Annotated in this window: 11 protein-coding genes and 1 riboswitch; of the genes, 8 read left to right on the top strand and 3 right to left on the bottom strand. The window is 73.3% G+C overall.

Annotated elements, in window-relative coordinates:
* Nucleotides 1–38 precede the first annotated feature (38 nt).
* The 5 genes from dnaJ (at nt 39) to tenA (ending at nt 6,457) form a co-directional block, all read left to right on the top strand.
* Nucleotides 39–1,232, top strand: a complete 1,194-nt coding sequence (gene dnaJ, locus HTZ77_RS19670; protein WP_175591069.1) for a molecular chaperone DnaJ — start codon at nt 39–41, stop codon at nt 1,230–1,232.
* A 3-nt stretch (nt 1,233–1,235) separates the two neighbouring features.
* A complete protein-coding gene (locus HTZ77_RS19665) occupies nt 1,236–1,586 on the top strand; it encodes a heat shock protein transcriptional repressor HspR (protein WP_175591068.1) in 351 nt (116 codons plus the stop codon).
* 4 nt (nt 1,587–1,590) lie between these two features.
* Nucleotides 1,591–4,161 (top strand): ATP-dependent chaperone ClpB, encoded by a 2,571-nt coding sequence (gene clpB, locus HTZ77_RS19660; RefSeq protein WP_175591067.1) that lies wholly within the window; start codon nt 1,591–1,593, stop codon nt 4,159–4,161.
* Nucleotides 4,162–4,960: 799 nt separating this feature from the next.
* Nucleotides 4,961–5,626 (top strand): hypothetical protein, encoded by a 666-nt coding sequence (locus tag HTZ77_RS19655; RefSeq protein ID WP_175591066.1) that lies wholly within the window; start codon nt 4,961–4,963, stop codon nt 5,624–5,626.
* Nucleotides 5,627–5,641: 15 nt separating this feature from the next.
* Nucleotides 5,642–5,737, top strand: a riboswitch (TPP riboswitch).
* Nucleotides 5,738–6,457, top strand: coding sequence for a thiaminase II (gene tenA / locus HTZ77_RS19650; RefSeq protein WP_175591065.1), 720 nt, complete (start codon nt 5,738–5,740; stop codon nt 6,455–6,457).
* A gap of 80 nt (nt 6,458–6,537) precedes the next feature.
* On the opposite strand, the gene HTZ77_RS19645 is transcribed toward tenA, so the two are convergent.
* Nucleotides 6,538–7,068 (bottom strand): tetratricopeptide repeat protein, encoded by a 531-nt coding sequence (locus HTZ77_RS19645; protein ID WP_312888617.1) that lies wholly within the window; start codon nt 7,066–7,068, stop codon nt 6,538–6,540.
* A gap of 266 nt (nt 7,069–7,334) precedes the next feature.
* Here HTZ77_RS19645 and HTZ77_RS19640 point away from each other — a divergent pair, with 266 nt between their 5' ends.
* The 3 genes from HTZ77_RS19640 (at nt 7,335) to HTZ77_RS48750 (ending at nt 9,453) form a co-directional block, all read left to right on the top strand.
* Complete coding sequence (locus tag HTZ77_RS19640) at nt 7,335–7,988, top strand: hypothetical protein (RefSeq protein ID WP_175591064.1); 654 nt, start codon at nt 7,335–7,337, stop codon at nt 7,986–7,988.
* Between the two features lie 98 nt (nt 7,989–8,086).
* Complete coding sequence (locus HTZ77_RS19635; protein ID WP_175591063.1) at nt 8,087–9,073, top strand: zinc-binding dehydrogenase; 987 nt, start codon at nt 8,087–8,089, stop codon at nt 9,071–9,073.
* A 71-nt stretch (nt 9,074–9,144) separates the two neighbouring features.
* Nucleotides 9,145–9,453, top strand: a complete 309-nt coding sequence (locus HTZ77_RS48750; RefSeq protein ID WP_407940527.1) for a putative quinol monooxygenase — start codon at nt 9,145–9,147, stop codon at nt 9,451–9,453.
* Here the strand turns inward: HTZ77_RS48750 and HTZ77_RS19625 are convergent.
* Complete coding sequence (locus HTZ77_RS19625; protein ID WP_175591326.1) at nt 9,392–10,045, bottom strand: TetR family transcriptional regulator; 654 nt, start codon at nt 10,043–10,045, stop codon at nt 9,392–9,394. The two genes, HTZ77_RS48750 and HTZ77_RS19625, sit on opposite strands and share 62 nt — an antisense overlap.
* Nucleotides 10,046–10,114: 69 nt before the next feature.
* Nucleotides 10,115–11,902: an SDR family oxidoreductase gene (locus tag HTZ77_RS19620; protein WP_175591062.1), complete on the bottom strand. Its 1,788-nt coding sequence runs from the start codon at nt 11,900–11,902 to the stop codon at nt 10,115–10,117.
* Nucleotides 11,903–11,964: the final 62 nt, after the last annotated feature.

Below are 11,964 nucleotides of genomic sequence, written 5' to 3'. Positions count from 1 at the left end.
CACGACAACTCAAGCGAACAAGGGACGAAGGGCTGTAGATGAGCACCAAGGACTACCTGGAGAAGGACTACTACGCCGTCCTTGGTGTGCCCAAGACCGCCACCGCCGACGAGATCAAGAAGGCGTACCGGAAGCTGGCCAGGCAGTACCACCCGGACACCAACCACGGCGACACCGCCAAGGAGACCAAGTTCAAGGAGGTCTCGGAGGCGTACGACGTGCTGTCCGACGGCAAGCGCCGCAAGGAGTACGACGAGGCGCGCACGCTGTTCGGCTCGGGTGTCGGCGGCCAGCGGCCCGGCGGTGGCGGGTTCTCGTTCGACTTCGGCGACCTCTTCGGCGGCACGGCCGGTCAGCAGACCGGCCACGGCGCCGGAGAGCGGCTCGGCGACCTGTTCGGCGGGCTGTTCAACCGCGGCGGCGCCGGCGGTGGTGGTGGTGCGACCCGCACCACCAGCGCCACCCGGCCGCGCCGCGGCCAGGACATCGAGTCCGAGGTCACGCTCACGTTCACCGAGGCGATCGAGGGCACCACGGTGTCCCTGCGGCTCACCAGCTCGGCCGCCTGCGGGGCGTGCAGCGGCACGGGAGCCAAGGCGGGCACGACCCCGCGGGTCTGTCCCACCTGTGAGGGCACCGGCGCGGCCAGCCGCAACCTCGGCAGCTTCGCCTTCTCCGAGCCGTGCCGCGACTGCAAGGGCCGCGGCCTGATCGTGGACGACCCCTGCCCCGTGTGCGAGGGCAGCGGCCGGGCCAAGAGCACGCGCACCATCCAGGCGCGCATTCCCGCGGGGGTGGCCGACGGCCAGCGGGTCAGGCTCAAGGGCAAGGGCGCACCGGGTGAGAACGGCGGACCCGCCGGCGACCTGTACATCCTCACCCACGTCAAGCCGCACGCGGTCTTCGGCCGCCAGGGCGACAACCTGACGATCACCGTGCCGGTGACGTTCACGGAGGCCGCGCTGGGCGCCGAGATCAAGGTGCCGATCCTCAAGGGGATGCCGGTCACGCTGCGCATCCCGCCGGGCACGCCCAACGGGCGCACGTTCCGGGTCCGGGGCAGAGGCGCCGCGCACAAGGACGGCACCAAGGGCGACCTGCTCGCCACCGTCGAGGTGATCGTCCCGCAGAGTCTGGACGACAAGTCGCGGGAGCTCCTGACCGAGTTCGGCACCGCGACGGCGGGTGATGACCCGCGAGCTGATCTCATTCAGAGAGCCAGAAGCGAGTAGCCGATGGACGCCAACTATTTCGACCTGTCAGACGAGACGCCCGTCTACGTGATCTCGGTGGCCGCACAGCTCTCGGGCCTGCACCCGCAGACGCTGCGGCAGTACGACCGGCTGGGGCTGGTCTGCCCGGGGCGTACGGCGGGGCGCGGCCGCCTCTACTCGACCCGTGACATCCTCCAGCTGCGCGAGGTGCAGCGGCTCTCCCAGGAGGAGGGCATCAACCTCGCCGGCATCAAGCGGATCCTCGAGCTCGAGAACGAGGCACTGCGGCTGCGCGAAGAGGTTCACCGCCTGCGCGCCGAGATGCAGATGGTCAAGGCGCTGATCCGCTACGAGCTGCCACCGGGGGCCTAGGAAGATGGACTACAAGCTCACCCAGAAGAGCCAGGAGGCACTGGCGGGCGCCATGCGACGCGCCGCCGCCGAGGGTCATCCCGAGATCTCCCCGGCTCATCTGCTGACCACGCTGCTCGGCCAGACGGGCGGCACCGCGGTCCCGCTGCTCGACGCCGTGGGCGCCGACTGGAAGGCCGTGCGCGCCAAGGCCGAGGAGATGCTGGCCGCGCTGCCCAAGGCGCAGGGCTCCACCGTGAGCGCGCCGACGAGCTCGCGCCAGCTCCTCACCGTCATCAACACCGCGGCGCAGCGCGCCAAGCGGCTGGAGGACGAGTACGTCTCCACCGAGCACCTGCTGGTGGGCCTGGCCACCGACGGCGGCCAGGTCGCCGAGCTGCTGAAGTCGCAGGGCGCCACGCCGCAGGCGCTGCTCGACGCGTTCGAGAAGGTGCGCGGCCACGCCCGCGTCACCAGCGAGACGCCCGAGGACACCTACCAGGCGCTGGAGAAGTACGGCGTCGACCTGACCGAGCGGGCCCGCAGCGGCCGGCTCGACCCGGTCATCGGCCGCGACTCCGAGATCCGCCGCGTCGTGCAGGTGCTGTCGCGGCGCACCAAGAACAACCCGGTGCTGATCGGCGAGCCCGGCGTCGGCAAGACCGCCGTCGTCGAGGGGCTCGCCCAGCGGATCGTAGCGGGCGACGTGCCCGAGTCGCTGCGCAACAAGCGGCTCATCTCGCTCGACCTGGGCGCGATGGTGGCGGGCGCGAAGTACCGCGGCGAGTTCGAGGAGCGGCTGAAGGCCGTGCTGTCCGAGATCAAGGAGAGCGACGGCCAGATCGTCACCTTCATCGACGAGCTGCACACGGTCGTCGGCGCGGGGGCCGCCGAGGGCGCGATGGACGCGGGCAACATGCTCAAGCCCATGCTGGCCCGCGGCGAGCTGCGCATGATCGGCGCGACGACGCTCGACGAGTACCGCGAGCGCATCGAGAAGGACCCGGCGCTGGAACGCCGCTTCCAGCAGGTGTACGTCGGCGAGCCCACGGTCGAGGACACCATCGCGATCCTGCGCGGGCTGAAGGGCCGCTACGAGGCCCACCACCAGGTGCAGATCGCCGACAGCGCACTGGTGGCCGCCGCAGCCCTGTCCGACCGCTACATCACCAGCCGGTTCCTGCCGGACAAGGCCATCGACCTGGTCGACGAGGCCGCCTCGCGGCTGCGCATGGAGATCGACTCCCGTCCCGTGGAGATCGACCAGCTCCAGCGCAACGTCGACCGGATGAAGATGGAGGAGCTGGCCCTCTCCAAGGAGACCGACGACGCCTCGCTGCAGCGGCTGGAGCGGCTGCGCAAGGAGCTGGCCGACCGGCAGGAGGAGCTGAGCTCCCTCGTCGGCCGCTGGGAGCGCGAGAAGGCCGGCCTGAACAAGGTCGGCGAGCTGAAGAAGCAGCTCGACGAGGCGCGCGGCGCGGCCGAGCGGGCCCAGCGCGACGGCGACTTCGAGGCGGCCTCCCGGCTCATGTACGCCGAGGTGCCGAGGCTGGAGCAGGCGCTGCGCGAGGCGTCCGAGGCCGCCCAGCCGGACGACGCCATGGTCAAGGAGGAGGTCGGCCCCGACGACATCGCCGAGGTCATCTCGTCCTGGACGGGCATCCCGGCCGGCCGCCTGATGGAGGCCGAGACGGCCAAGCTGCTGCGCATGGAGGACGAGCTGGCCACACGGCTCGTCGGGCAGCGGCAGGCCGTGCAGGCCGTGTCCGACGCGGTGCGGCGCAGCCGGGCCGGCATCGCCGACCCCGACCGGCCGACCGGGTCGTTCCTGTTCCTCGGTCCCACGGGCGTCGGCAAGACCGAGCTGGCCAAGGCGCTGGCGGAGTTCCTGTTCGACGACGAGCGGGCGATGACCCGCATCGACATGAGCGAGTACTCCGAGAAGCACAGCGTGGCCCGGCTCGTCGGGGCGCCTCCGGGCTACGTCGGCTACGAGGAGGGCGGCCAGCTCACCGAGGCGGTGCGGCGCCGGCCGTACACCGTGGTGCTGCTGGACGAGGTGGAGAAGGCCCATCCCGAGGTCTTCGACATCCTGCTCCAGGTGCTCGACGACGGGCGGCTCACCGACGGTCAGGGCCGCACGGTCGACTTCCGGAACACGATCCTGATCCTCACCTCCAACCTGGGCTCCCAGTTCCTGGTGGACCCGAAGCTGGAGAACGGCGCCAGGCGCGAGGCCGTGATGGGCACGGTCCGGAACGCCTTCAAGCCGGAGTTCCTGAACCGGCTCGACGACGTGATCCTGTTCGACGCGCTCGGCTCGGAGGAGCTGGCCCAGATCGTCGACCTCCAGGTCGAGCGGCTGGCGCGGCGCCTGTCGGACCGCAGGCTGACCCTGGAGGTCACGCCGGCGGCCCGCGAGTGGCTCGCGCTCACGGGCTACGACCCGATGTACGGCGCGCGGCCGCTGCGCCGGCTGGTCCAGTCGGCGATCGGCGACAAGCTCGCCAAGGCGGTGCTGTCGGGCGAGATCGTGGACGGCGACAAGGTGCTGGTGGATCTCGGCGACGACGAGCTGACCATCAAGCGCGCCTGACGCGACCTCGGCGGCTGCGAGCGCAGGCCGTCGAGCGCAGGCCGTCGAGCGCGCCTGACGCGAGATCGGCGAGGCCCCGGGGCCCGGCCTTCACGGCCGGGGCTTCCGGGGCCTTCTGCGTGCCCGCGCCCCAGCCGGGGTGCGCCTGGGACACGGCCCCGGTGGTGCCTGGGACACGGCCGGGGGACGTGCCTCGGACACGGCCGGGGGACGTGCCTCGGACACGGCCGGGGGACGTGCCTCGGACACGGCGGCGGAGGTGCCTGCGGCGCGGCCAGGAGTGCGTGCTTCAGACACGGCCGGCGGGTGTGCCCGCGACACGGCCGGGGGTAAGGAGTGGTCCACCGTTCGGCCAAGCGGGCCACGCGGCGGCGCTCGGCTGGCTAGCTTCGGCCTTCGTCCGAGACTCCGCCGGCTGCGGCCCGATCAGCCGCGCGGGCCTCGGCCCGAGAAGGCCGCCCGGGCGCCGTCCGGGCACCCGCGACAACGAGGACGTCCGCCACGGTGCGAGCGCCCGCGAGGGCGAGGACGCCCGGCACCGCGCGAACGCCCGCGAGGACGACGGCGCCCGGTGTCGAGCGGACGTCGCGCGCGAGGGTGTCCGGCACCGTGGGAGCGCCCGTGAGGGCGCCCGGCGTCGTCCGAGCCCGTATCGACGAGAGGACGTGCAGTGTCGAACCCAGCGCCATCACGGCGATCCCCGTCATCCACCTCATCCGCGCCATCCCCCTCATCCCCGTCATCCCCGTGGTCCGGGTCCGGGTCATCCCGGTCATCCCGGAGGTCCGGGTCATCCCGGTTGTCCCGATCATCCCGATCATCCTGGTCGTCCCGGTCATGTCCCAGCCTCCGGGCCGCCGTCGCAGCGGCCACGCTGAGCGCCGGCGTCATCTGGATCGCCGCCGCCCCCTCTCCGGCCCTGGCCCTCGCCCGGCCCGACAGCATCGCCGCCGCCCTTTCCCCGGCCCTGGGCGGGGGCGAGGACGACGCCTCCGCGGTCGTGGCGCGTACGGCGGAGCGACTCGGACTCACCGGGCCGCGCGGAGCCGGCTCCCCCCTGGTCACGCCGGACGTGACGGCCACGACCGCGGGCACGCCCGTCGTGCCTCCGGGCGCGCGCAACCCGTCGGGGCTGTCCGACGTGTCCTCGATGGCCACGGCGCCCGACCTGCCCGGCCTGCCGGGGGTCCCGGCCCGCCCCGCCCGGACGTTCGACGGGGTCGCCGTCTCGGGCGGCGAAAGCGCCTCGCCGTCCGCCCGGCGCCAGGACGCGCACGAGGGGCAGGACCGGGCGCGCAGCCGCCCGGACGCCGCCACCCCGGCGGAGCGGCCGCGCAACGGCGCCGCCCGCCTGGCCGAGCCCCGCTCCTCCTCCCCGCACGAGCCCCGTGCGGGTCGCGCGGGCCGCACGACGGGCGACGTCGACGAGGTCGGCACGCTCCTCCCCGACCTGGCCCTGAACTGACCTACTGTTACGGTTGATCGCGACGCGGGGTGCCCGGAGAGCCGGGCTGAGATCACACCCGTCGAACCTGATCTAGTTCGCACTAGCGAAGGGACGTCAACGTTGACCGCCATGCCCGAAGCGGAGCCCCGTACCACCGAGTCGTTCTGCGACGCGGCCTGGGCGCGCACCGCCGCGCTGCTGGACGCCATCCACGGCCACCCGTTCAACACCGCCCTCGGCGAGGGCACCCTGAGCCGCGACCGGTTCGTGTTCTACCTGGTGCAGGACGGCCGCTACCTCGCCGCGTACGCGAAGACCCTGGCCACGGCCGCGGCGCGGGCCACCGACCCCGCCGACGCGATGTTCTTCGCCCAGAGCGCGCACACGGCGCTGGCCGTCGAGCGCGCCCTGCACACCGGCTACCTCGACGGGTTCGGGATGGGCGCGGAGGACGTGGCGGCCGTCGCCACCTCGCCGACCTGCCTGGCGTACGCGTCGTACCTCCAGGCGACGGCCCTCACCGCGCCCTTCCCCGTGCTGGTCGCCGCGGTGCTGCCGTGCTTCTGGGTCTACCAGGACGTGGGCACGGCCCTGCTGGAACGTACGGCCGGCCTGGACGACCACCCGTACCGGACGTGGATCTCGACCTACTCCGACCCGGCGTTCGCCGCATCGGTGACGCAGGTGAGGCGGATCGCCGACCGGCTGGCCGCCACCGCCGACCCGGAGACGCGCCGGAGCATGACCGAGGCGTTCTGCCGGGCGACGGAGTACGAGTGGATGTTCTGGGACAGCGCCTGGCGGCTGGAGACCTGGCCCACCGGCCAGTGGCTCACGACCGCTGGCTGACCGTGACGCGGGCATGACGACGGCGGGGCGCGCCCGTCAGGGCGTCCCCTGCTCCGGCTCCTGGGGCGGGAGTGCCCGCCTCAGGAGACCAGGGCGTCGAGCTCGTCCTCGGGCAGGCCCAGGTCGACCCGGATGCGGTAACGCGTGCGCAGCAGCGCGTCGTGCTCCGGGTCGTCCTCGTCGCTGGCGAGCACGGCCTGGGTCACCCATTCGAGCCCGCTCCGCAGGTCGCCGTACGCGACGAGCGTCTCGGCGATCGTGTGGGACGTCGCCGTGGTGATGCCGCCCTCGGCGCGGATGGTCTCGATGACCTCCCTCGCCTCCTCCGGACGGTCGAGCTCGAAGAGCGTGTCGGCGATGCCGGCGCGCGGGTCGACGAGCGACTCACCGCCGTCCTCCACCGCGCGCTGGAAGCACTCCAGAGCCCGGGCGGGCTGCCCGGCCGCGCGCCATTCCTCGGCCGCCAGGACCAGGATCGACGCCCTGGAGACGTCGCCCGAGGAATAGCCGAGCGCGACGTCGTACAGCCGCCTGGCCAGGGAGCTGTGGTCGTCGGCCAGCAGGGCCTGCTCAAGCAGGCGATCAAGGTGCTCACGGGTCACATGCGCCACACCGCGAGACTACCGAGCCCCTTGCCGGTTTGCCCCGGCAATGCACATCGCCGATCCGGCACGACTTTGGCAAGGTCATGTCAAAGGATGCCCGCTTCCGGCGTGTCTTCGCAGGCCGTAGGGCATATAGCCGTCGCGCGCACCGGCGAGCGGGAGGGGCTGCGATGGGCACGTCCAAGCAGATGACCTTCACTCTCGCCTGTGCCGTCGCCTTTTCGGTCCTGGTTCCGGGTACGGCCGGATACCTTTCCGGACGACTGGAAGCGGTGGAATCGGCCGAGCGCCAACTCCACGCGATCGAGACGCGGCTGCGTTCCCGGGAGGCTCGCGAGGACCGGCAGGCGTGGCCGGTGGCGTACCCGGCGCCCTGCGGCGTCCAGACCCCCGGCGCCCGGCAGCCTGGCGCCCGCGAGAACGGCGTCCGCGAGAACGGCAAGGCGCCCGCCCCCGTGGGCCGGACCCGCGACCGGGAGGCGCGGCCACCGGCGGCCCGCGAACGCATCGCCCGCCCGCCCGGCGCCCATGAAGCGCAGGCGGGCCCACCGGCGCCCCATGAAGCCCAGGGGGTCCCGCCGGCGCCACAGGAGCGCGGCGACCGCCTCCTCGCCCCCGGCGAGCAGAGCGAGGCCCGCCCGCCGGCCCCTGAGGCCCGCCCACAGGTCCCCCAGAAACGCGAAGCCCGTCCACAGCCCCCCGAGGCCCGTCCACAGGCCCCCGAGGCCCGCGACGCCCATCCACAGGCCCCCGAGGCTCGTGACGCCCGCCCAGAGGTCCCCCAGGCCCGTGACGCCCAGCCTCCCGCCGCCCTCGGGCGGACGACCGGCGACGGCGCGACGGGCGCCCAGGCGCACCGGCCCGCCACCACGGACCCGTTCGGCTGGCTCCCCCAGCTCATCGACCGCCTGCGCTGGGACCGCTGACCGCCCCGCACACGCGCCGCACACGCGCCGCCTTGACCTCAACCAATCTTCAGGTTGAAGACTGGCCGGGACATCGTCCCACAGCAGAGGTGCTTCCCATGCGCGCGATTCAGGTGGCCGTGTTCGGCGATCCCGAGGTCCTGTCCCCCGTCGAGCTGCCCGACCCGACGCCCGGCCCCGGCCAGGTCGTCGTCGGCATGGCCGCGGCGGACGTCATCTTCCTCGACACGCGGCTGCGCGGCGGCTGGGGCCAGGAGTTCTTCCCGCGGACGCTGCCGTACGTGCCGGGCGGCGGCGGAGCGGGCGAGGTGCTGGAGACCGGAGAGGGCGTGGACCCGGCGTGGCGGGGCCGGCACGTGGTCGTGCGGACCGGCACCAGCTCCGGCTACGCCGAGCGGGTCGTCGCGGGCGTCGAGGAGATCACGCCGGTGCCGGACGGTCTGGCCGTCGAGACGGCCGCGGCGCTCGTCCACGACGGTGTGACCGCGCTCAGGATGGACCGCCTGGGCGCGCCGGAGAAGGGGGAATGGGTGCTGGTCTCGGCGGCGGCCGGTGGCGCCGGATCGCTGCTGGTGCAACTGTCCGTCGGCGCGGGCGCCCGGGTGGTGGCCGCAGCGTCCAGCGAGACCAAGCTGGCCCTGGCCCGCGAGCTGGGCGCGGAGGCCGTCGTCGACTACTCGCGCCCCGACTGGGTCGAGCGGGTGCGCGAGGCGACCGGCGGCGGCGCCGCGCTGGTCTACGACGGCGCGGGCGGCGCGCTCGGCACGGCCGCGCTGGACGCCGTGTCCGACGGCGGCAGGTTCGTCACGTACGGCGCCACGGACGACTTCGCCGCCCCGGACCCGGAGGAGGCCGCGCGCCGCGGCATCCGCGTGATGGCCCCGCTCCTGGACGGCCCGCCGGACCAGGAGACCGTGCGCGAGCTGATGGTCCTGGCGCTGGAACGGGCCGCCGAGGGACGGCTCCGGCCGGCGATCGGCGCCACCTACCCCCTGGAGCGGGCGGCCGACGCCCACCGCGCCCTGGCCGCACGCGCCACGGTGGGCAAGTCGCTGCTGCTGGTCGGCGGGGAGTCCAACGTGTGACCCACTGCACAGGCGAGCGGCTTGCGGCTCACATCGATGTCACGTCCTAACGTCCGTGGCATGACGACGACATCGACGCCGGACACGACATCGACGACGCAGGCCCCGTCTCGCTCCACGGATTCCTGACCCCCAGGCACGGGCACGCCGACGCGCTCCGCACGCTCCTGCTCGACCTCGTCGGGCCGTCCCGTGAGCACGCGGGCAGCCTCCAGTACCACCTGCACGAGCAGGAGGACGGCCGGTTCTTCCTCTATGCGGTCTGGCGCTCGCAGGAGGACCTCGACCGGCACAACGCGACCCCGCTGCTGCGCGCCTTCATGGCCGAGCCGTCTGCGTGGCCCAGGAGCGGAGCTGGCGGGACAGGAAGCCCCGGATGAGCTGCTTGGCCGCCGCGATGACCTCCGGCTCGCCGTGCGGGTCGCGGCGGAAGGCGAGCTTGAGCACCGCGTCCCCCGCCTCGACCGCCACTAGGACGGCGATGTCCAGCTCGTGGCTGTCGGCCAGGCCGAACTCCTGCAGCAGCAGACCGCGCAGCCGCCCGGCGATCACCGTGTTGTTGTCGGAGTCGGAGTCGAGGAGGTTGAGGTCGACCACGTCGCCGAAGTGCAGGCTCCTGAAGCCCGGAACGGTCCGGTGCATGTCGACGTACTCGTCGATGATCGCATCGACGGCCTCCCACCAGCCGACGTAGTCCTCCTCCATGAACCTGCGGCCCACCCGGGAGACGAACAGCTCGACGTTGCGCCGGGTCAGTTCCTGGGTGATGGCCCGCTTGTCGGGGAAGAACTGGTAGACCGACCCGATCGCGACGCCGGCCCGGTCGGCGATGCGGGTGGTGGAGAGCGACTCGTAGCCGATCTCGTCGAGCAGCTCGGCGCAGGCGTCGAGCATCCGCTCGACCCGGCGTGCGCTGCGGCGCTGCGCGGGACGCCGCCGTAACGGCTGCGGCGGCACGCACTGATCGTCCATCTGGGGTGACAGCACGCGTTCCATCATCCCCCGAAGACCACGATCGTTATCTGGCAATCAGCGGATTTCTCAGGTCCGCGAGCCGGTTCCGTGCGGGCGGGGTCGGCCCAGGCGCAGGGCGGCCCTCGACAGGCGGGCCAGCCCGCGCGTGGCACCCGGTGACAGGCGCGACATCGCGTACCCGAGCTTGCCCTCGGCGTTGACCGGGACGACGGCCTGGTCGCGGTGGACCGCCCGGAGGATGTGCGCGGCGACGCGCTCCGGCGGATAGCCGCGCCGCTCCAGCGCCGCCACCGACACCTCGCGCAGGTCGGCGCCCATGTACGTGGCGTGGCGGGCGATCCCGGTGGACACGAAACCGGGGCAGATCGCGCTGACGCCGATGCCCTGCCCGGCCACCTCGGCGCGCAGGCATTCGCTGAGCGTCTTCACGCCCGCCTTGGTCGTGGAGTACGCGGGCAGCAGCGCCGAGGGGGTGAAGGCGGCCAGCGAGGCGATGTTGACGATGTGGCCGCCTTCGCCGCGTTCGACCATCTGCGCCGCGAACAGCCGGCACCCGTGGACCACGCCCCACAGGTTGACGTCGATCATGCGTCGCCAGTCCTCCACGGAGTGGTCCAGGAAGGCGCCGGCCACCAGCGCTCCGGCGTTGTTGACCACGATGTCCGGCACGCCGTACTCGGCCCGTACGCGCTGGGCGAAGTCCTCCATGCGGGCGGCGTCGGCGACATCCACCTGCTCGGCGTGGGCGGCGCCGCCGAGGTCCTTGATGATGCCCTCGACCGTGCGGACGGCGGCGGGCTCGTCGATGTCGGCGCAGACGACCTCGGCGCCGTGCGCGGCGAAGGCCCGCGCGGTGGCGCGGCCGATGCCGCTGCCTGCGCCGGTGACGACCACCAGTTCCCCCTCGAACGCCCTCCCCGACTCCGGTCCCTGTCTCGCGGAGGAGCCGGCGACCCGGCGTGCGCGGCGGAGCCCGGGTGACGGCTCGGCGCCGTCCACGTGGTCCGCGAACTCGGCGATCATCCTGGCGACCACGTCCGGCCGGCCGCGCTGCGCCCAGTGCCCCGCCACGACCCTGCGATGCCAGAACCTCGGCGCCCACCGCCCGAGCGAGGCCAGCAGCGCCGGGGAGACGAACGGGTCGCGGGTCGCCTCGATGAGCTGCACCGGCACGTCCACCACCGGGTCGCCCCGCTCGCCCGTGTGGCGGGGCCGCAGCCCGGCGCTGGTGTTGAGCCGGTACATCCACAGCCCGTTGATCCCGTCGCGGGCCAGCGTGTCGGCGGGGTGGCCGGGGCGCGGCTCGACGCCGTCGCGCGCCCGCATGCTGCGCTCCAGCATCGCCGGCATGAACGTCCGCCACGCCGCCTCCGGAAGGACCGGGGCGTGGAAGACGCCGATGTACCAGGATCGCGCGCGCTGCCCGGCGACCTCTCCACGGCTGCCCTCGCGCATGAACCGGTGCGCCTGGGCCAGTCCCGGGCCGCCGAAGCTGGTGAGGGACGCCACCCGTTCCCGTATGCCGGGCCTGGTCACCGCGTCCCAGCACTGGAGCGAGCCCCAGTCGTGGCCGACGAGATGGACGGCGGGCTTGCCGAGCGCGTCGAGCACCGCCGACAGGTCGCCCGCCAGGTGGTCGAACGTGTAGCCGGTGTGGTCGGCCGGCTCGGTGGAGCGGCCCGCGCCGCGCACGTCGTAGCGCGCCACGTGGAAGCGGTCGCGCAGCAGCCCGGCCACCTCGTCCCAGACGCGGTGGGTGTCGGGGTAGCCGTGGACGAGCAGGATCGTCGGGCGGGCCGGGTCGCCCTCCTCCGCGAGCCACAGCCGCACGTCACCGGACTCCACCCACCGCATCGCGGCCTCCTCCACGTCGACGGGTCCCGACGTAAGGGACTTGACCGGTGGTACGGCGGGCA

It is taken from the genome of Nonomuraea montanisoli (assembly GCF_013363975.1).
In the GTDB taxonomy this organism is placed as follows: domain Bacteria; phylum Actinomycetota; class Actinomycetes; order Streptosporangiales; family Streptosporangiaceae; genus Nonomuraea; species Nonomuraea montanisoli.
The sequence above is the reverse complement of the archived record's forward strand: the minus strand, read 5'-3'. Positions and strand labels throughout refer to the sequence as shown.

Coding starts and splice junctions, on each gene's coding strand:
- dnaJ (WP_175591069.1), top strand. CDS start 39: ATGAGCACCAAGGACTACCTGGAGAAGGACTACTACGCCGTCCTTGGT.
- HTZ77_RS19665 (WP_175591068.1), top strand. CDS start 1,236: ATGGACGCCAACTATTTCGACCTGTCAGACGAGACGCCCGTCTACGTG.
- clpB (WP_175591067.1), top strand. CDS start 1,591: ATGGACTACAAGCTCACCCAGAAGAGCCAGGAGGCACTGGCGGGCGCC.
- tenA (WP_175591065.1), top strand. CDS start 5,738: ATGCCCGAAGCGGAGCCCCGTACCACCGAGTCGTTCTGCGACGCGGCC.
- HTZ77_RS19635 (WP_175591063.1), top strand. CDS start 8,087: ATGCGCGCGATTCAGGTGGCCGTGTTCGGCGATCCCGAGGTCCTGTCC.
- HTZ77_RS19625 (WP_175591326.1), bottom strand. CDS start 10,045: ATGGACGATCAGTGCGTGCCGCCGCAGCCGTTACGGCGGCGTCCCGCG.
- HTZ77_RS19620 (WP_175591062.1), bottom strand. CDS start 11,902: ATGCGGTGGGTGGAGTCCGGTGACGTGCGGCTGTGGCTCGCGGAGGAG.